This is a genomic window from Neorhizobium populisoli, from assembly GCF_019430945.1.
Lineage (GTDB): Bacteria > Pseudomonadota > Alphaproteobacteria > Rhizobiales > Rhizobiaceae > Neorhizobium > Neorhizobium populisoli.
The window spans coordinates 161,462-181,295 of sequence record NZ_JAHYCB010000001.1 but is presented as its reverse complement, the minus strand read 5'-3'; the positions used below and the strand labels follow the sequence as shown (position 1 = coordinate 181,295).

The window sequence follows — 19,834 nt, the reverse complement described above, 5'->3', positions numbered from 1 at the left end:
AGAGCAAAGCGTCGGCGCGGAAAAGCCAAGTTCTGGGAAAAGCGTCCATTTCCAGATCAGGAAGCACGTCCCGGCGCTTCCAGCAGGTAACGACATTGGCGGATGCTCTCGCCACGGGAATTGGAGAAAACCTCGACGATGTCGATCAGCTTGAAACCAAGTTTGAGGAGAACCCGGCAGGAAGCGGCGTTATCTGCCGCATGGCCGGATTTGAGCGACGAAAGCCCGAGATCGCGAAAGGCGAAGTCCCTGAGCGCGCTGGCAGCCTCGAAGGCATAACCATGTCCCCAGGCGGTCTGCTCGTACCAATAGCCGAGTTCGCCCTGATGGCCGTCTATCCCGTCGAGATCGGCAAGGCCGATCATCCGGCCATCGAGCTCTACCGCGAAACGACAGGCGGTACCCGCCTGCCATTCCTGCTCGTGATCGGCAAACCAGTCCGCCATCACCTGTCGGTCCGGCGGAAAGCGCGCCATGCGCAGCATTTGCGTGACGTCCCAGTCCGACTGGATTTCAAAAGCGCGTTCGGCATCCGCCGCCGTGCTGGGTCTCAGCACCAGCCGTCCGGTACGGATCGGCACCCGTCCAGTACGGATCGGCAGGCGTGCGGACGGCACGGGATCAGAACGGCTTGATGACGGCGAGTGCGACGATCAAGACGAGCGAAACGAGGATGATTGGCATGCCGGCGCGCACGAAGGCCGGCGGATCGAGCTTCGGGTCTGCCTGCATGCGCCGCATCCAGCCCTGCTGCATGCCGTGCAGCGCCGAAAGCAACACCACGAACAGCAGCTTGGCATGCAGCCAGCCGTTCGAGAAACCGACATAACCGAAGATCAGCCAGAGGCCGAAGATCCAGGCACCGGCCAGTCCTGCCGTGGTGACGATGCGGTCGTATTTGCGCAGCGCCCCGATCACGCCGACGCGGATCGCCGGCGGCACCATGCCGATGACGAAAGCGTTGATCAGCATGCCGCCGATCAGCAGGAAGTCGGAAAGGATGTGCAGGGCCTTGATGGTAAAATACATGGTGAAATCAACTCCAGATCATGGCTTCGGTGAAGCCGAGTTCGGTAAAATCCTGGGCGCGCAGTGCGACGCATTCGGGATCGCTGGGAAAAAATTCGTCGAGCTGTGGCGGTTTGACGGAGGTGCCGGACAGCATGGCGTGAATCTGGCCGCGATGATGGATCTGGTGCTGGAAAAGATGCAGCAGAACGAGATCGGCGCGCTCGATCTCGACATAGGTATCACGCGGAATACGGACTTCCGCCGAGACGCCATTGTCATTCATGCTGCGACAGTGATCGATCAGGCGGTGATCGGCGGCACGTTGCTCCCGATCGAGATCGGCGAATATCGGGCAGGGGATTTCGGGCTCGTAGGCCGCGGCGCCGATACAGTCGCCTTCCAGCCCGCTGATATACATCCAGTCGACCGTCAGGTTGTGATTCAGTGTGTGGATGATCGACGGGAAGAAGCTGGTGCGCGGCGCGGCAATCTCTTCCGCAGAGAGCTGCCCGCAGGCCTTCAGCAGGCGATGATTGGCCCAGGCATTGTTGTAGGCTTGAGCAAGCAGGTAGCGTTGCGGCGTCATCAGAATCCCCTCCCTCAAAGCTGCCCCTCACAGCCCCTCACCCTAACCCTCTCCCCGCTTGCGGGGAGAGGGGACGTGCCCCTCTCCAATGTCGAGATTGGAGGAAATCGGTGCGGCATATTCCTTCTCCCCGTCAGAACGGGGAGAAGGTGCCGGCAGGCGGATGAGGGGCGCCGTGCGTCAACACCCCAATTATCGCCGAGAAAACTACCCCTTCAACCGCGCGATGACCAGATGGCCGGGGCTTGGATTTCCGTCCTGCATGCGCACGTTGATATCGGTCACTTCGACGATCTCGAAACCGGTATCGGTCAGCCGCGAACGGATGTAGGCTTCCGAATGAATGAAGCGCTGATGCGGGCCGACGATATAGGGACGACCGTCACCGGCAGGCAGCGTTTCGGAAGAGAAGATGAACAGCCCGCCGGCCACCATGTTTTCCGCCACGCCAAAGAATAGCGGCTCCAGCGCGCCGAGATAGGGCAGCACGTCGGTGGCTGTCACGAGGTCGAAAGGCTCGTCGTCATTGTCCTCGAGAAAGTCTTCGGCTTCCGCTACGTAAAGCGTCTCGTAGAGATCTTTTTCGTGAGCGATTTCAATCATGTTCTCGGAAATGTCGAGACCGGTGATATCCTCCGCCATGTCGCGCAGCGTGCCGCCGGTCAGGCCCGTGCCGCAGCCGAGATCGAGCATGCGCTTGAACGGGCCGAGCTTCAGTTCCTGCAGTCGCTGGCGCACGATGACGGGCACGGCATAACCGAGCTGCTCAACGAGGATGTCCTCGAAGCTTTCGGCATGCTGGTCGAACAGGGTTTCCACATAGGCGTCCGGCGCCTTGGGCGGCGTTTCGCCGCGGCCCATCGAGGCGATGCGCACCGCCGCCCCGCCATGGTCTTCCGGGTCGAGTTCCAGCACTTCTTCATAGGCCTTCACGGCGGCGTCGATATCGCCGGCCTTTTCCAACGCCAGAGCGCGGTTATAGGCTTCGGCCAGTGCGTCTTCGTCGATCTTTTTGCTCATGAGCGCGCATCCTTCGTTTGGAAGGCGTTTAAGCCGCCGCCTCGCGTTTGTCCATCTGCGCGACATGCGCATCGACCAGTTGCCGCACCTTCTGCCGGTCTCCGTCTGTGGCGGGATTGTAGACGACGAGCCCAAGATCCGGCCGGCCTTCGACGGCGAAAGCGGAATATTCCAGCTCGATCGCGCCGGCGCCGGGATGGTGCAGCAGTTTGGCGGTCTCGCCATAGGCATGGCGCACATCATTGTTGCTCCACATCCTCTCGAAGTCCGGGCTCTTGCGGCAGAGTTCATCCACCAGCGCTTCGACGCTTTTCGAAGCTCCGGTCCGAGTCACATCGGCTCGAAAGGCCGCGACGATGAAGGCTGCATCCTTGTCCCAGTTGGGAAGCCGGTCGCGGCGCACGTCGCTGGCAAAGATGCGGCGCAGGATATTGCGCTCCTCGGCGCCCAGCGTCTCGTAATCGGCGAGTACGGCGGAAGCGGCGCGGTTCCAGGCGACGATGTCCCAGGTGGCGTTCTTCAGATAGGCGGGCGTATATTCCATCGCGTCCAGCACCCGCTGCAACCGGGGGCTGACGCCTTCCTGCGCCTGGTAGCGCACTTCCGGCGGCCGCCCAAGGCCGAGCAGGAAGAGGTGCTCGCGCTCCACATCGGTCAGCATCAGGGCGCGGGCGATACGGTCGAGCACATCGGCAGACGGCGCCCCGCCGCGGCCCTGTTCCAGCCAAGTGTACCAGGTGGCGCTGACATTGGCGCGTTGCGCCACTTCCTCGCGCCGAAGCCCCGGCGTGCGGCGACGGGCCGTCGGAAAACCGAGTGCCACCGGATCGAGCCGCGTGCGGCGATCCTTCAGGAAATGCCCGAGCGGGTTCTCATCCATCGCCATGTCCTTTTAGGCCGAGCCTGTTAGTAATTATACCCGTATAAGGTCACTACTTTACCCGGATAATTCTCCCGCCGATAGTTGCCGCTGTCAATCAGGAGAATATCCATGCGTGTTTTCGTAACGGGTGCGACCGGTTTCGTGGGATCGGCTGTGGTGAAGGAATTGCTGGAAGCCGGCCATTCGGTGCTGGGTCTGGCGCGATCGGATGAAGGAGCCGCAGCGCTTGCCGCAACCGGTGCCAATGTCCATCGCGGTTCGATCTACGACATACCGAGCCTGCAGGCGGGTGCCGAACAGGCGGATGGCGTCATCCACACGGCCTTCAATCACGACTTTTCGAAGTTCAAGGAAAACTGCGAGACCGACCGTCGCGTCATCGAAGGTTTTGGCGACGTGTTGGCGGGTTCGGACAAGCCGCTGCTGATCACGTCCGGCACCGGCTTGCTCACGCCGGGCAAGCTGGCGACGGAGGAGGACGAGTATACGTCAAGCTCCGAGCATATCCCGCGTGTCGCTTCGGAGGAGGCTGCGGCTGCGGTCAAGGCGCGCGGCGTCAATGTCTCGGTCATCCGCCTGCCGCCGTCCGTCCATGGCGATGGCGACCACGGTTTCGTGCCGCTGCTGATCGGTGTCGCGCGGGAAAAGGGCATGGCGGCCTATATCGGCGAAGGACAGAACCGCTGGGCTGCCGTGCATCGTTCGGATGCGGCCAAAGTCTACCGGCTTGCGCTCGAACGCGGTGTCGCTGCCCGTTATCACGCGGTCGGGGAAAGCGGCGTGCCGTTTCGCCAGATCGCCGAGGTCATCGGCAGCCGACTCGGCGTACCCGTCGTTTCCAAGACACCGGAAGAGGCGGCCGCGCATTTTGGCTGGTTCGCGCATTTCGCGCAGCTCGACAACCATGCCTCCAGCGCATTGACGCAGGGATGGCTTGGCTGGAACCCGACCGGACCCAGGCTGATCGAAGATCTCGACCGGCCAGCCTATTTCGGAAACTGATCCATCGTCCCGTGGTGCTTAGTGGAGGATGATCTCACCCTTCACCGAGCGCCATTCGCTGGCCGCGATCAGCTTGCGGTGGACATAGCGGACGGAATGCAACGGTCCGTCCAGCTTCTCTTCCCAGAATTTCAGAAAGCCCTTCATTTCAGGGAATTCAGGGGCAAGATCGTAGTTCTGCCAGACATAGCTCTGCAACAGCAGCGGATGATCGGGCAGGCGGTAGAAAATCTGGGCGGTGGTCAGCCCATATCCATTCAGCATCTTTTCGAGATCGGACATCAGCGGTTCCCGTTATTGGATGGCGCTTTGGCGCCATCGAGGATGACACTTTTGTGTCACCCCAATGGGAACATGGCGTGCTTAACGGAGGCTTTACAAACCACCTCTAGAAGAGCATTCGTGAGTTATTCCAGTATGTTAGCAGCGGTGATGCACGAGTGCTGCCAAGGCTTCGACTAGCGCTTCAAATGCCGGGTCAGCCGGGCTTCCAGGAAGGCCCAGACATGCCGCAATATCTCGACGATGACGAGATAGAAGAGCGCTGCCCAGAGATAGGTCTGAAAGTCGAAGGTCTTGGAATAGGCATATCGCGCTTCGCCCATCAGGTCGTAGACCGTGACGATCGCCACGACCGCCGACCCCTTGATCATCAGGATCACCTCGTTGCCATAGGGGCGCAGCGCCACGATCATCGCCTGCGGCAGGATGATCTTGCGGAAGGTGACGAATTTCGAGATGCCGAGTGCGGCGGCACCTTCGTGCTGGCCGCGCGGCACGCTCTGGATCGCGCCGCGCAATATTTCCGCCTGATAAGCAGCAGTGTTCAGCACGAACGAAAATACGCCGCAATACCAGGCCTCGCGGAAGAACCACCACAGGCCGACCGCTTCCAGCTGCGGTTTGAAGCTGCCCAGCCCGTAATAGATCAGGAAGAGCTGAGCCAGCAGCGGCGTCGAACGGAACACATAGACATAAATATAGGCGATGCCGCTCAGCACCCGGTTGGTCGACATGCGGGCGAAGGCGATCGGCAGCGAGAGAGCCGCGCCGAACACGACCGAAATGCCGACCAGCGAAATCGTCACCCACAGGCCGTTCAGGTAGCGCGGCCCGTAGCGCAGGAATTTCGCCTGGTCGAAACCGGTGATGACGAGCGATACGAGCGCGATGGCGAGCAGTGCCCAGAGTATCAGCACGGATATGGCGGCGATGCGGGCGCCCGTGATCGCGCGCCTTGCGGCAGGCGGCGCGGGGCGCGGCGGGATGAGTTCGGCGACGGCGCTCATCGGGCAACCTCCGAACGCTTGACGCTACGCTCGATGAAGCCGAGGCCGACCGAGGAAATCGTCGCGAGGATGAGATAAAGCAGGCAGGCAATGCCGTAGAAAAAGAAGGCTTCCTTGCTGACGCGCGCCGCAATGCCGGTCTGCCGCAGGATTTCCGCAAGGCCGATTGCCGACGCGTAGGACGTGTCCTTCAAGAGGATCAGCCAGAGATTGGTGAGGCCGGGCAGGGCGATGCGGATGAGCTGCGGCAGCACGATCAGCCGCATGGTGCGCCAGCGATGCAGGCCGAGCGAGTCGCCCGCCTCATATTGGCCGCGCGGGATCGCCCGGAAGGCGGACAGCAGCACTTCCGCGGCATAGGACGAAAAGACGACGGAGAGAGCCGCCACACCCGCCGCGAATGCGTTGATCTCGATCCGCTCGTCATAACCGAACCAGGAAAAAACCGCCTGGATGAGGATCTGCAGGCCGTAATAGATCAGGAACAGTGTCAGCAGTTCCGGCAGGCCGCGAAAGATCGTCGTGTAGATGCCGGCCGCAAGCCGCAGCAGCCTGTCTTCCGATTGGGCGGCCAGCGCGATCAGGAAGCCGATGGTAAGCCCGACAGGCAAAGTCACGATGGCGAGCGTGATGGTCATCCACACGCCGGAAGCGATCTCGTCGCCCCAACCTGCATCGCCGCAGGCGACCAGCGAACCGGAATTGAACAGCGAAAAAATCCCGACAGGACCGCAAAGCGGATCGAGGGCGCTGAAGAAGGCGGAAATTTCTCCGCTCATATGGTCTTTTTCCCCTGCGGCTGTTCTGGCGCCGCTATATCTGTCTTGGCTTCATTAAAAAGAAAAACGGCGGAAGGGCAAGCCTTCCGCCGGTATCATACCAAGCTTTCGATCTTACTTGTCGCCGTAGACGTCGAAGTCGAAATACTTGTCCTGGATCTTCTTGTAGGTGCCGTTGGCGCGGATCGCGGCAATCGCGGTGGTGAACTTGTCGGCCAGCGCCTGTTCGCCCTTGCGGACTGCGATGCCGGCGCCTTCGCCGTTGATTTCCGGATCGATCGGCAGCGGCGAGAGGATCTTGCAGCACTTGCCGGCGTCGGACTTCACCCATTCGGACAGAACGACGATATCGTCCACCACGCCGTCGATACGGCCGTTGGAGACGTCGAGCTTGTATTCGTCAGCCGTCGGATAGAGCTTCAGCGTGGCGTCCGGGAAATGCTTTTCGGTGTAGTTCGAGTGGGTCGTGGAGCCCTGGGCGCCGAGCGACTTGCCCTTCAGCGATGCAGGCGTTGCGTCCTTGATGGTCGAATCCTTCGGCACGGCGATTGCCGGCGGGGTGTTGTAATACTTCTTGGAGAAGGTGACCTGCTCCTTGCGCTCCGGCGTGATCGACATGGAAGCGATGATCGCGTCGAACTTCTTGGCCTGCAGCGCCGGGATGATGCCGTCCCAGTCGTTGGTGACGAAGGTGCAGGTGGCCTTCATCTCAACGCAAAGCGCCTTTGCGATGTCGATGTCGAAGCCGGTCAGCGTGCCGTTGGCTTCGAGATTGTTGAAGGGCGGGTAGGCGCCTTCGGTACCGATGACGAGCTTTTCCTGGGCCATGGCGGAGCCAGCGAAGAGCGACAGCGCAGCGATCGACGCGGCGGCAAAGAAACGTGTGGAGATGTTCATGATGATCCTCTCTGTTGGCCTGTTCCGGCGGCGTCTTGATCTTTTATCGCCGAGGAACGGGGGGCGAAGACAAAACTCCGACCCCATCTCGGCTTTATAGATAGCGTGACGAACAAATTGCAACGGCATTTTACGTGCACGTTCTGCGGCGTCGTGGCGTGAACAACACATTCACGCGAGGTTCAGGCAGAGCAGAAGAAGCTGGTCGGGAACAAATATCGGTTGATACCGTTCAGCCGCCGCGCCAGTCCGCTAGAACAAGTCCGCCTTAAAGCGGCAATGATGGACGCGCATGAAAGGGATGACAGCCCTAGAAGAGGAAATGTCCATGTCGATGAAATTCAGACTGTTCGCCAGCGTCGCAGCACCGATCCTGTCGCTGCCGCTGATGATCCAGCCGGTGAGTGCGATGCCGCGGCCCGATGTCGAGGCCGGCTCCGTAGGCGCGACCGTGCCCGGTATCATCCAGGTGCAGGACAAACCTCTGCTGCCGCCGGGCGCTCAGGCCCAGCCGAAGGGCGGCCAGGACGAAGAGCAGAAGCCGCGCGCCCCGAAGGGAGCGCCTGATCAGGGAGGCCAGAAGGGCGCTCAGGATCAGGGCGGCGCTGAGCGTCCGCAGCGTCGCCAGCAGGCCGATCAGAATCAGGGTGGCGGCAGCGACCGCCAGCGCCCGCCGGCCCAGCAGGATGCAGGCCAGGGCCAGGGCGAACGCCCGCAGCGCCGCCAGCAGGCGGATCAGAACCAGGGCGGCAGCGATCGCCAGAAGCCGTCGGCGCAACAGAATGGCGATCCGCGGGTCAATCAGACTGCACCCACCGACAATCGTCGCCAGCAGGCCGATCAGAACCAGGGTGGAAGCGACCGTCAGCGTCCGCCGGCACAGCAGAATGCCGATCCGGGCAAGGGTGGTGCGACGCCCGTGAAGCCCCCGGCACAGCAGAGCGCAGAACCCGGCAAGGGCGGCGCGACGCCTGCCAAGCCCGCGACCCAGCAGAGCGCTGACCCGAGCAAGACCACGCAGCCTCCGGCTGCCGGCGACAATCGTCCCCAGCAGGCCGACCAGAATCAGAACGCGACCGATCCGCGCAAGCCACAGAACCAGCAGAACGCCGATCCGGGCAAAGGCGGCACGACGCCTGCAAAGCCGGCCACGCAGCAGAGCGCTGATCCGGGCAAGGGCACGCAGCCTCCGGCCGCCGGCGGCAATCGCCCGCAACAGGCCGACCAGAACCAGAACGATCCGCGCAAGCCGCCAACCCAGCAGAATGCTGATCCTGCCAAGGGTGTGCAGCCTCCGGCCCAGCAGAATGCCGATCCGGGCAAGGGCACACAGCCTCCGGCTGCCGGCGGCAATCGCCCCCAGCAGGCCGATCAGAACCAGAATCCCAATGATCCGCGCCGCCAGCCTCAGCAGAATGCTGACCAGCCGCAGTCGCGTGATCGCCAACCGATGCCGGGACAGCCGCCCGTTCAACAGCCCGGCCAGCCGCCGAGCCAGCAGAACGCCGACCAGAACCAGCGCGGCAACGACCGCAAGACCGTCAACCCGGGTGCAACCCGCGAACAGGCCGATACGCGTCCGCAGCCGCGCCCTGAAACGCCCCGCACGCCGGAACAGGTCGAACGCGCCAAGCAGCTCGCCAAGGATCCCCGTGCCGCCCGCGACAACGAAAAGGTCGTCCTTCCGGTTGAAAACGGTGCGGCCGTTCTCGACAGCGCCAAGGAAGACGACCGTCCGCGCCGCGACGGCGATCGTCCGCGCCGCCCGCCGCCGCAGCAGCAGGCAGACCAGCGCGACTTCGCGCCGCCGCGCTCCGATGCCGATGCGCAGGCCGGCCGCGATATCAGCCGCCAGCAGCGCGACCAGTGGCGCCAGCAGCGTCGTGAACTGGCGGAAGAGCGCGGCGAGCGTCTCGATGCGCGTCCGCAGTTCGAACGTCCGCGCGGCTGGGATTATCGCGACGTGCCGCCGGACATGGATCGCGACCGCGACCGTGATGGCCGCCGCGTGATCATCTCGATCGACAACGAGACCTATGTCCGCCACGACGACAGCCGCCGTTTCTACGACGAAAATCGCGGCGCTCGTCCGCAATATGAGCGTCTGCGCGACGGCCAGGTGCGTGAAGTCATCACCCGCGACGACGGCACCCGCATCGTCACCGTGCGCAACCGCTACGGTGAAATCGTCCAGCGCTCGCGCGTCGTGCGCGGTGGCGACGAATACGTGCTGTATTACGCACCGGAACTCGTCAATGCGCAGCGCGACCAGGACTATGTCTGGCGCGATCCGGGCGAAGACCTGCCACCGATGCGCCTCAGCGTGCCGGTCGACGACTACATCATCGACACGTCCAGCCAGCCGAACCGCGACTATTACCAGTTCCTGGAAAAGCCGCCGGTCGAGCGTGTCGAGCGTGTCTACACGCTGGATGAAGTGCGTTATTCGGCCCGTATCCGCGACAAGGTTCCGCGTATCGACCTCGATACCGTCACCTTCGCCACGGGCAGCGCCGAAATCCCGATGAACCAGGCAAGCTCGCTGCGCCAGGTCGCCGATGCGATCAACAAGGTGCTGCAGAAGGATCCGTCGGAAACCTTCCTGATCGAAGGTCACACGGATGCGGTCGGTTCCGACGAGAGCAACCTCGTTCTCTCCGACGAACGCGCCGAAAGCGTTGCAAGGGTTCTGACCGACGCCTTCAACATTCCGCCGGAAAACCTGTCGACGCAGGGTTATGGCGAACGTTACCTGAAGGTGCGCACCGACGGCCCGAGCCAGGAGAACCGCCGCGTCACCATCCGCCGCATCACCTCGCTGGTGAAGCCGGTTGCTTCGAACCAGTAAGGTTTGGGATTACAGACGAAAAAGCCGCCGGAGCGATCCGGCGGCTTTTTTTGTCGAGGGCGCGGCGTCGGAGGGACCTGCGTTCAATCAAGCCGGAAGACCGACAACCCGAACAATGAAGTCGGCTATCGAACCGGTATCGTTCAGATCGAAAACCGGCAGCCCGCTCTCCGCCACCAGGTGGTCCGCGGCGATCGCCACGATATGCGGATCGTTCGGCGCCAATGGCTCGCGGCTCTTCGCCTCAAGCCTCCGGGCCTCGATCTTCGGCACCGGCTCGCGCTTGTAGCCCTCGATCAGTACGAGATCGCAGGGCGCCAGCCGGGCAAGGATGTCACCAAGCGGTGGTTCCGGCTCGTCGCGCAGCTCGTGCATGATCGCGAACCGGGTGCCGGAGACGATCGCCACTTCCATGGCGCCCGCCTCCCGGTGCCGGAAGGAATCGGCGCCCGGCTTGTCGATGTCGAAATCGTGGTGGGCGTGCTTGATCGTCGAGATGCGGTAACCGCGGCGGGTGAGCTCCGCGACGAGGCGCTCGGTAAGGCCAGTCTTACCGGAATTCTTCCAGCCGGAAATGCCGAAGACACGTTGTCCCAAAGCATGCTTGCTCGTCACGCAAGCTCCTCGGCGAAGCGGCGCGCTTCGTCCAGATCGTCCGGAGTATTGATATTGAAGAATGGGTCGAGCAATCCGTTCGGCGTTTCGATCATCGGGAACTCGACAGTCACCACCGGGTGACGCTCGAAGAAGGCTTTGATCCGCCGGTTTTCTGGATCGGAGAGCCAGCGCTCCAGATCATCGGCGATCGATACGGGCCACAGGCCGAAGACGGGGTGATTGCGGCCGTCCGAGGCGGTGATGAAGATAGCCTCGGCATCGTCTGCGGTGGAGGCGAGCCGGCTGACGAGATCATGCGGTACGAACGGGCTGTCGGAAGGCACGGTCAGGAGATGGGCGGCACCGAGCCCGCGCGCCTTGATATCCCTTAATCCGGAGAGCACGCCGGCAAGCGGACCGATCTGCCCGTCGATCCGGTCCGCGACACATCTGAGCCCCAAAAAATTGGGAAAATCTACCGGCGCGTTGAGAGTAAGTTCCGAAACCTGCGGTCTCAGCCGGTACGCGATATGTTCGAGGATCGTCTGCCCGCCGATCGTTAGCAGGCCCTTGTCGGAACCCATCCGGCTCGATTTGCCGCCGGCGAGGATCAGTCCGGGCGGAAGATGATCATTCGTCATCTGCCGGTATCTCCCGAGGAGATCGCGCCGTCATGCTTGTCGACATGGCGGATGAACGCGGTCGCCAAAAGCGCGAAAACCGTGGAAACGGCCATGACGATCAGGAGAGGCATGGCGCCGCCTTCTTCCTTCAGGATCGCTCCGGAAAGCGTGGAAAGCGCCGCGCCCCCGCCGACCGTGATCGCGCCGCCAAGCCCGGAGGCGGAACCCGCGAGTTTCGGCTTTACGCTGACGATGCCGGCATTCGAGCTCGGCAGCGTCAGGCCGTTGCCGACGCCGGTCAGCGCCAGCGGCGCGAAGAATGCCGTGGCGGATTCGACGCCGGCCAGCAGGATCGCCGCGGCGATGATGACGCCGATCATGCTCGCGACACTGCCCGAAAACATCATCGTCATCGTGCCGAAACGGCGCGTGTAGCGCCCGGAAATGAAATTGCCGACCATGTAGCCGGAGGCGATCAGGAAGAACTGCACGCCGAGCATGGTGGGCGAGAGGTGATAGATCACCGTGCCGATGAAAGGCGCCCCGCCGAGGAAGGCGAAGAAGACTCCGGAAGAGAATGTCGATGTCAGCGCATAACCCCAGAAACGACGCGAGGCGAAAAGGTCCGGCCACGCCTTGAACTGCGCGGCAAAGCTTGGGGCAGGCGTGTGGTTCGTCTCGCCGAGATCGGCGGAGACGAGCATCAGGGTGGCGAGACCCAAACCCAGCATCAATATGAAATTGGCTTCCCAGCCGAACAGGTCGTTCAACGTGCCGCCAATCGTCGGCGCGATCATCGGCACCAGCGACATGCCCATGGTGACATAGGCGATCATCGAGGCGGCGCTCTCCATCGGCACCGTGTCGCGGATGATGGCGCGCGGCAGAACGAAACCGGCAACGACCGCCGTCTGCATCAGCCTGCCGATCATGAAGACCGTGACGCTGGAGGCCGTCAGGCAGATGATCGTGCCGCAAAGCAGGATGATGATGCTGCCGATCATCACCCGCCGCCGGCCGAAAATGTCCGAGAGGGGACCGAGCACCAGCTGCAGCAATGCTGTGCCGGCGATATAACCGGAAACGGCAAACTGCATGACGGCGTAGTCGGTGCCGAAGTGTTTCGCCATGGCAGACAGCGAAGGCAGAAAGACATTGAGCGAAAGGGCTCCGAGACCCGCGCAGACGACCAGCGTCACGATATGAGGCGGAGTGCGTCTGTCCAGAAACCGGCTGCTTTGCTGCACGTCGTCTTCCCTCTTCAACCCGTCTTCTGCCGCTCGCTCAAGCTGGAGGGGCGGCGCTTGCTTTCTGAGCCATCGCGAGGCTGCGTTTGCGCTCGCGATAGAAGGTATAGAGACCGGAACCTATGACGATCGCGGCGCCCGTCAACATGTAGGCATTCGGATGTTCGCCGAAAGCCAGAACGGCGATGACGAGCCCCCACAGCAGGCCGGTATAACGAAACGGCGCGATGAAGGAGATTTCGCCGCTGCGCATCGCCTTGATTACCGCCTGGTAGCCGGCAAAGACCAGGACTGCGGCAAACGCCAGATGCCCGAGCGCATAGGTACTGACCGGCTCCCAGCCGCCCGTCGGCACGATGAGGGCCGCTCCGACCACCGTATTGGCAAGCGAGGTGAAGAAGGTCACCGTCAGCGTCGGAATGTCGGTGTTGATGCGCCTCGTGGTCAGATCGCGGGCGGCGGTGAAACAGCAGGCGGTCACCGCCAGCAAAGCCACCGGCGTGAAACCTTCCGGGCCGGGGCGGACGATCAGCAGCACGCCGGCAAAACCGACGCCGATCGCCGTCCAGCGCCGCCAACCGACCGGCTCTCCGAAAAACAGGGCAGCACCCAGCGTCACGACCAGCGGCAATGCCTGCATGATCGAGGACATGGCGGCGAACTCGATATGCGCCAGCGCGGTGAGGAAGGTGAGGGTGGCGCCAAGCTCGAAAAACGTCCGCAGCAGGACCAGAGGCTTCAATACCGCTTTCAGCGACAGGCGCACGCCCATATAGACGGAAACGCCGTAGATCAGCGCGGTCGCCATGACGCCGCGTACGGCCATGATCTGCGGAATGCTGAGTTCGGAACTGACGGATTTGACGAGGGCGTCGTTGCAGGTGAAAGCCGCCATGGCAAGCGCCATCAACAGCGCGCCGCGCGAATTTTCCGACAATGCCATTCCCCGACTCCTTCGTACGGACCCGACTCCCCCGTACGGGCATGTGTCTTAAAGCACCGGCTTACGCGTCGCCAGTGCTGATTGTAGCCAACTGATGGTTCTTTGGGCGCTGCGGCGTGTGGCGATGTCCAAAAAAATGCGAGGGATTGTCCTGAAAAGCGAAATGTCAGGTTCCCGGATTAACGCTTGGTCAACCGAAATTTCAGATTGTAATGGGGAGGTCTTGTTCCCGCATGATGCTGGAAATGCACCGCCGCACATTCGCAGATGCCGCTGATGCGAAGCCGGTGCTTTTTGGTTTTCAGAGGGGGAATTATGTCTTTCATCGATCGTCTTCTTCAGAGCCGACGGATTGTTACCAAGGTTCTTTTATTCGTCATTCCACTGGTCCTGCTGATCGCGGGCGTCGGCCTTGCCGGCTATTACACCGCGAGCATGCTGAACGGACATATGACCGTGACGCGGGCGACGATCGAAAACATCGGCGACTTTGAAAACCTCCAGGCTGTTCTTCAGGATTTCACCGTCAAGCCGGAAGACAAGTCGCTGGCCGCCTTGAAGGGCGGCATCGACCGCCAGGCAAGCGGCGTAGACCGGCTCAAAAGTCTGCTCGTGACCGATGGCGACCGCGAACGCATTTCGGTCGTGACCGGCCTTGCACCGAAGATGCGCGCCGATGTGGATGCGCTCTGGGTCATCAAGCAGAAGCGCGACAAGAACGCCGAGGCGCTCGATTACAACGTCGAGGACGTACGCACGGTGGCGACAGGCGTTGCCGATCAGGTCGCCAACGTTCAGAAGCAGTTCGAAGGCAAGGAAAAATTTGCCAAGGGCATGGTTCTGGAAGCCTATGCCTACAAGGCGATCGCCGAGCAGATCGGCGAATTGCGCAATTCCGTCCGCGAAACCGGCACCGATGACGGCGCGGTCAGCACGGCCGACATGTATCTCGGCATTCTCGCCAAGACATTCGACGAAGTGCAGGCCTATCTCACGCCGAATGGCGTCAAGCAGCTGAAGCCGCTGAAGGACGCGATCGCCGACCTGACCTCCACCGTCAAGGGTGACAAGCCGCCGGCCGAAAAGGCGCAGGCGATCCGCATCACCGTCAGCGGTTTCATGAAATTCCAGTCGGAGATGGAAAAGGAAGTCGCCAACAAGGCCGGCAACGCTGCCTCGCGTTTCGCCAGCATCGAGAGCGAAGTCGCAAGCCTGCGCAGCCTGCTCGACAAGAGCGCCGACTCGCTGCGCCTGATCGACGCCATGCAGCTCTATATCGAACGTCTGCGCGTCACCCAGACCGAGGATGCCCGCAAGGAAGTCCTCGACGTCATCGGAAAGCTCAAGGATGCCAGCGCCCAGGTTTCCGAACTGGCCCGCAACCCGGCCATGCGCGAATTCTCCAACCTGCTGAAGCCGCGTCTCGCCGCCATCGAGCAGGATTCGGCCCAGCTTCTGTCGATCGCCGCCGATTGGACCAAGGCGCGCGCCAAGGCGACCGAAACGCTGACCACCGGCATGGCCGGCCTCAAGAACTTCGTCGCCCAGGCCCAGGAAGTCGGCAAGGAAGACAGCGAGCGTTCCGCCCAGCTGTCGCTCTTGGCCATGGTGGTCGGCACCGTGCTTGCCATCTTCGGCGGCCTGATGCTGGTTGAAACCCTGCGCGGTCCGCTGCGCCGCGTCACCGAGGTGATGAAGCGCCTCGCCGATGGCGATCTCGAAGTGAAGATCGAAGGCCGCGAGCGCGGCGACGAAATCGGCGACATGGTTCGCTCGGTCACCGTCTTCCGCGATGCGGCCGTCGAAAACGTCCGCCTCGAGCAGGACGCCACTGCCGCCCGCGAGCTTTCCAACGCGGAAGCCGAGCGCCGTGCTACCGAGCGTGCCCGCATTGCCGGCGAACAGCGCCAGGCACTCACGGCACTCTCCGAAGTGCTCGGCCAGCTCGCCGAGGGCGACCTCGAGCGCAGCATGGACGAGAACCTGCCGGAAGACTTCATCGAGATGGCCCGCACCTACAACCAGGCCGTCGAAGCTCTTCGCGCCACGCTGGCCGACGTCCGCTCCACCGCGGAAGAAATCGACGGCGGCACCGGTAATCTCGCATCCTCCGCCGACGATCTGGCTCGCCGTACCGAACAGCAGGCCGCAGCGCTCGAAGAAAGCTCGCGTGCCCTGCGCCACCTCAGCGAGATCGTCCGCTCGACCGCCGACAGCGCCCGCCAGACCTCGGTCTCGGTCAACGAGACGGAAGAATTCGCCGTCCGCTCCGGCGAAGTTGTGGCCCGCGCGGTCGATGCCATGGGCGAGATCAGCCGCTCTTCGGACAAGATCGCGACGATCATCGGCGTCATCGACGAGATCGCCTTCCAGACCAACCTGCTTGCGTTGAATGCCGGCGTCGAAGCTGCCCGGGCGGGCGAAGCCGGCCGCGGTTTTGCGGTCGTCGCCCAGGAAGTCCGCGAACTCGCCCAGCGCTGCGCCGGTGCCGCGCGCGAAATCAAGGGCCTCATCTCGGCAAGCTCGACCCAGGTCGAAAACGGCGTGCATCTCGTCGAGCAGACGGGTTCGGCACTCAGCGAGATCATCGGCCACATCACCGACGTGCGCAAACTGGTCGCCCAGATTTCCGCCGCTACCGGCGAACAGTCGACCGGTATCAGCGAAGTCACCAAGGCAGTCGCCGAAGTTGAACTCATCACCCAGCGCAACGCTGCGATGGTGGAGGAGAACAACGCCGAAATCCACGGGCTGCGCCAGCGCGTCGAAACGCTGTCGGAAAAGATCGAACGCTTCAAGACGCGCGATCCGAACGTGCAGTTCCACGCAGGCGCCGGCGAACGCCGCGCAGGCATGCGCCGGAGCGATGCGGCGTAAGATCGGACTGAACAGGGAAATCAAAAGCCGGGATCAAACTCCCGGCTTTTTCATTGGGTGATTGGCATCGGCACGACAAGGTTGGAGACATTTCGTTCGATCAAGGTGACCTGATGAGCCCCAGGATTTCTTGAAGCTTTCGAACAAGCTCGGCCTTCCAGCGCTTCGACGAGATGGAACAGCTTATTTTCGCCGAAGCCACCTTCTGGGTTCAACAAATAAAGAAAAGGCCCGACGGTCATCGGGCCTTTCGCTTCTCGATGCAGCGAGTGGAAGGTTGCGGCTATGCGATTACATCGAAATCGGCTGCCGTGATTGCCAGACCCTTTACGAATGTCATGGCGAATTCCACGGCCACTGCCGAGCCGGTGCCATCGGAATCGTACCAAAGCTTTCCGGTTGTCGGGTCGTAGATGATGCGGTCGCTTGCATCATGCGCCTTGGCGCCGGAATAGAAGGCTTCGGAAGAAAGATCGCCCACCTTGCCAACCTTGCTGAACATGTCGTCGTCCAGCCAGATGGTATCATCCTTGACGTTGAAGTCGTAGATCGTGTCGGAATTCGGATTGTAGATCGGGCCAAGCTGGCTATCGAACACGAATATGTCCTTGCCGTCGCCGCCGACCAGATAGTCCCAGCCAAGACCACCGTAGAGCTTATCGTCGCCGGCTTTGCCGAAAATATTATTTGCGTGGGCATCTCCCTTCAAGACGTCGGAATAGCCGGAGCCAACCAGTCTTTCGATCGATGAGTACGTATCGCCCTTGGCGTCGTTGGTATTGTCCGAAGGCTTGGCAAGATTTGCCACAACGCCTTTTGTGGCGTTGGCATAGGATGCGCCGTCCTGATATCCGTCGCCTCCGATCAGCACGTCAGCGCCGGCGCCGCCTTCAAGCGTATCGTTGTCGCCGCCGCCCGAGAGCGTATTGTTGCCGTTGTCGCCATACAACTCATCATGATAATTCGAACCGGTAAGGCTCTCGATCGAGGTATAGACATCGCCCTTGGCATCGCCGGTATTGATGGAGGAAGTCTTCAGGCTGGCGATGACGCCGCTGCCGGCTGTTTCATAGGATGCCGTATCGGAGCCGGCACCGCCGTTCAGCTTGTCTGCTCCCGCACCACCGATCAGGGTATCGTTGCCAGCACCGCCTTCGATCGTATCATTGCCGCCTTCACCGCTGATCCGGTTGGAAAGGTCATTACCGATGAGCTTGTCAGCGTAGCCGGAACCCAGCAAATACTCGATCGACAGATATGTATCGCCCTTGGCATCATTGGTGTTGGAGGAAGGTGCCGCAAGGCTTGCCACCACTCCCTTTGAGGCGCCTGCGTAAGAGGCCGTGTCGTTGCCCGCATCGCCTATCAGCTTGTCGGCTCCAGCACCGCCAGCCAGGATATCGTTTCCGTCACCACCAGACAGAGTGTCGTTGCCGGCATCGCCGGACAGGATATTGGCCGCAGTATTACCGCTCAGGCGATCATCGTAACTCGAACCGGCCAGATTCTCGATCGAATAGTACGTATCGCCCTTTGCATCGTTCGTATTACCTGAAGGCGCGATGAGATTGGCTGTGATGCCCTTTGAAGCGCCGGCATAGGACGCCGTATCCGAACCGGCGCCGCCGTTCAGCGTGTCGGCACCCGCGCCGCCGATGAGGATGTTGTTGCCGGCATTGCCCAGGATGATGTTGGCAAGCGCGTTTCCGGTGCCGTTGATCGAGGTGTTGCCGAGGAGGGTCAGGTTCTCGATCGTCGAATAGGTCGCAAGGGATCGGCTGATCGTGGACGTGATCGTGTCAATGCCTGAACTGTCGGTGACCGTGTCGCTTTCCGCTCCCAGCACATAGGTGTCGTTGCCTGCTCCACCGACCAAGCTGTCCTTGCCGCCGCCGCCGTCGAGAACGTTGTTGCCTGCATTGCCGGTAACCGTCTGTGCAAATTCGTTGCCGGTGAGATCGATGGCCGTTGTCGCGGACGATGCCGTCGTGCTTATTTTTTCGACCTGGACGCCGCTCGCCAATCGGTAGCTTGCCGATGCTTTGACCCAGTCGCTTTCCCCTTCGCCGTTTCCTTCGACAATCTTGTCTTTCAGCGAGTCGACGATATAGGTGTCGTTACCGATACCGCCTGTGAGCGTATCGTTGCCGGTACCTCCGTCGAGGTCGTCATTGCCGCCATTTCCGAAGATGGTGTCGTTACCATCGTCGCCATATAGCTTGTCATTCCCGCCGGTAACTTTTGCGGTGCTAGAGACACTGGTCCAATCGCCATAGATCACGTCGTTTCCGGCGCCGCCATAGATTGTATCTGAGCCTCCGTAGGCAATTCCGCCCTGGACCGCGAATACATCACCGACAAGTGTATCATTCTTGTTCGCGCCGTAGATTTTGTCGTCGCCGCCTTCGGCATATCCGTCGGTACCGTCGATGGTTCCGCCACCGAGTTGCCCGACATCACCAATCACCATCGAAGTGCTGTCTTTGCGGACGCGCAGAGTATCGTCGCCACCGTAGACCCGCCCTGCTAGGTCGACAAATCCTGCATCTCCGATGATTTCAAATGAATTGTAGAGAACTCCCGAAACACTGTCGTTACCTCCATATAGCGTTCCGTGGACCTCATAGGCGTCGCCGTAAACTCTCCCGCTCACATCGAATGTGTCATTGCCGCCGCGCAACTCGCCAGATTCGAAGACACCGAGAGCGTCACCGCTGACAATGCCGTCGGTAGCTCCCCGAAAAGTGTCGCTCCCGGCCTGAAGTTTCAAATAGACATATCGGCCGTCCCCGGCAAAAGTGATGGATATGCCGTTGTAAGGTATCGAAAATTCGATTGTGTCGTTACCGCTGAGGAGTATCTGCAATATGGTTTCGTCGGCGTAGTAATCCTGACTAAGGTCGGTCAGCAAATTCAAGTTGAAGGACAATCCGGTAATCGAGATGTCGGGATTTACGTTGTCCGCGTTTCTGTCGAGATAGTATTCCGCGACCTTCCCGCCGACAGGCAGTCCATCGGATCCATATTGAAATCCGCTTCCCGAAAATTTGATGGAACCGGCACTGTTTGTGCCGCCATAGGCAGTAGAGTTTCCTGCCCAGTTCTCCGTACTTTCAGCCCCCAGTGGCGACGATAAATTGAAATTCGTCGTCAAATTTCCAATTACGACTTTAGCCAAAATGAGTCCCCTTGCAACCTGTGGCGGCAACGTCACATGGAAGGGCGGTCACTG

18 protein-coding genes are annotated in these 19,834 nt (G+C 61.4%); 3 read left to right on the top strand and 15 right to left on the bottom strand.

The window, feature by feature from the left end; genetic code table 11:
* Positions 1-56: 56 nt before the first annotated feature.
* The 5 genes from KX729_RS00825 to KX729_RS00805 form a co-directional block, all read right to left on the bottom strand.
* Positions 57-557 (bottom strand): GNAT family N-acetyltransferase, encoded by a 501-nt coding sequence (locus tag KX729_RS00825; protein WP_312990460.1) that lies wholly within the window; start codon positions 555-557, stop codon positions 57-59.
* A gap of 64 nt (positions 558-621) precedes the next feature.
* Positions 622-1,029, bottom strand: coding sequence for a CopD family protein (locus KX729_RS00820; protein WP_219740561.1), 408 nt, complete (start codon positions 1,027-1,029; stop codon positions 622-624).
* A 7-nt stretch (positions 1,030-1,036) separates the two neighbouring features.
* Positions 1,037-1,597 carry a DinB family protein gene (locus KX729_RS00815; protein ID WP_219740560.1) on the bottom strand — a complete coding sequence of 187 codons (561 nt, stop codon included), beginning with the start codon at positions 1,595-1,597 and terminating at the stop codon, positions 1,037-1,039.
* A gap of 207 nt (positions 1,598-1,804) precedes the next feature.
* The gene (locus KX729_RS00810; protein ID WP_219740559.1) at positions 1,805-2,617 is read right to left on the bottom strand and encodes a class I SAM-dependent methyltransferase; all 813 of its coding nucleotides are present in this window, start codon (positions 2,615-2,617) and stop codon (positions 1,805-1,807) included.
* 28 nt (positions 2,618-2,645) lie between these two features.
* Positions 2,646-3,497: a helix-turn-helix transcriptional regulator gene (locus tag KX729_RS00805; RefSeq protein WP_376775893.1), complete on the bottom strand. Its 852-nt coding sequence runs from the start codon at positions 3,495-3,497 to the stop codon at positions 2,646-2,648.
* Between the two features lie 111 nt (positions 3,498-3,608).
* Here KX729_RS00805 and KX729_RS00800 point away from each other — a divergent pair, with 111 nt between their 5' ends.
* Positions 3,609-4,502 (top strand): SDR family oxidoreductase, encoded by an 894-nt coding sequence (locus tag KX729_RS00800; RefSeq protein WP_219740557.1) that lies wholly within the window; start codon positions 3,609-3,611, stop codon positions 4,500-4,502.
* 18 nt (positions 4,503-4,520) lie between these two features.
* On the opposite strand, the gene KX729_RS00795 is transcribed toward KX729_RS00800, so the two are convergent.
* From KX729_RS00795 to KX729_RS00780, 4 genes are all read right to left on the bottom strand, one after another.
* The gene (locus KX729_RS00795) at positions 4,521-4,787 is read right to left on the bottom strand and encodes an usg protein (protein ID WP_025602627.1); all 267 of its coding nucleotides are present in this window, start codon (positions 4,785-4,787) and stop codon (positions 4,521-4,523) included.
* Positions 4,788-4,960: 173 nt separating this feature from the next.
* Positions 4,961-5,791: an ABC transporter permease gene (locus KX729_RS00790; protein ID WP_219740556.1), complete on the bottom strand. Its 831-nt coding sequence runs from the start codon at positions 5,789-5,791 to the stop codon at positions 4,961-4,963.
* Positions 5,788-6,570, bottom strand: a complete 783-nt coding sequence (locus KX729_RS00785; RefSeq protein WP_219740555.1) for an ABC transporter permease — start codon at positions 6,568-6,570, stop codon at positions 5,788-5,790. Before KX729_RS00785 ends, KX729_RS00790 begins: the two co-directional genes overlap by 4 nt.
* Before the next feature lie 114 nt (positions 6,571-6,684).
* Positions 6,685-7,467 carry an ABC transporter substrate-binding protein gene (locus tag KX729_RS00780; protein WP_219740554.1) on the bottom strand — a complete coding sequence of 261 codons (783 nt, stop codon included), beginning with the start codon at positions 7,465-7,467 and terminating at the stop codon, positions 6,685-6,687.
* Between the two features lie 328 nt (positions 7,468-7,795).
* On the opposite strand from KX729_RS00780, the gene KX729_RS00775 reads away from it, so the two are divergent.
* Positions 7,796-10,315: an OmpA family protein gene (locus tag KX729_RS00775; RefSeq protein WP_246617339.1), complete on the top strand. Its 2,520-nt coding sequence runs from the start codon at positions 7,796-7,798 to the stop codon at positions 10,313-10,315.
* 87 nt (positions 10,316-10,402) lie between these two features.
* On the opposite strand, the gene mobB is transcribed toward KX729_RS00775, so the two are convergent.
* Genes mobB through KX729_RS00755 form a run of 4 tightly spaced genes read right to left on the bottom strand, consistent with a single transcriptional unit; the run spans position 10,403 to position 13,725 of the window.
* Entirely contained in the window at positions 10,403-10,930 is a 528-nt protein-coding gene (mobB, locus tag KX729_RS00770) for a molybdopterin-guanine dinucleotide biosynthesis protein B (protein ID WP_219740553.1), read from the bottom strand.
* The gene (mobA, locus tag KX729_RS00765; protein WP_219740552.1) at positions 10,927-11,553 is read right to left on the bottom strand and encodes a molybdenum cofactor guanylyltransferase MobA; all 627 of its coding nucleotides are present in this window, start codon (positions 11,551-11,553) and stop codon (positions 10,927-10,929) included. The genes mobB and mobA overlap by 4 nt, the downstream gene beginning before the upstream one ends.
* The gene (locus KX729_RS00760) at positions 11,550-12,782 is read right to left on the bottom strand and encodes a multidrug effflux MFS transporter (RefSeq protein ID WP_219740551.1); all 1,233 of its coding nucleotides are present in this window, start codon (positions 12,780-12,782) and stop codon (positions 11,550-11,552) included. The genes mobA and KX729_RS00760 overlap by 4 nt, the downstream gene beginning before the upstream one ends.
* A 37-nt stretch (positions 12,783-12,819) precedes the next feature.
* Positions 12,820-13,725, bottom strand: coding sequence for a DMT family transporter (locus KX729_RS00755; protein WP_025602642.1), 906 nt, complete (start codon positions 13,723-13,725; stop codon positions 12,820-12,822).
* Positions 13,726-14,040: 315 nt separating this feature from the next.
* On the opposite strand from KX729_RS00755, the gene KX729_RS00750 reads away from it, so the two are divergent.
* The gene (locus KX729_RS00750) at positions 14,041-16,602 is read left to right on the top strand and encodes a methyl-accepting chemotaxis protein (protein ID WP_219740550.1); all 2,562 of its coding nucleotides are present in this window, start codon (positions 14,041-14,043) and stop codon (positions 16,600-16,602) included.
* A 50-nt stretch (positions 16,603-16,652) separates the two neighbouring features.
* Here the strand turns inward: KX729_RS00750 and KX729_RS00745 are convergent, their stop codons facing one another.
* Together KX729_RS00745 and KX729_RS00740 are read right to left on the bottom strand one after the other, a co-directional pair.
* A complete protein-coding gene (locus KX729_RS00745; RefSeq protein WP_219740549.1) occupies positions 16,653-16,844 on the bottom strand; it encodes a hypothetical protein in 192 nt (63 codons plus the stop codon).
* Positions 16,845-16,885: 41 nt separating this feature from the next.
* A complete protein-coding gene (locus KX729_RS00740; protein WP_219740548.1) occupies positions 16,886-19,816 on the bottom strand; it encodes a beta strand repeat-containing protein in 2,931 nt (976 codons plus the stop codon).
* Between the last annotated feature and the right edge of the window lie 18 nt (positions 19,817-19,834).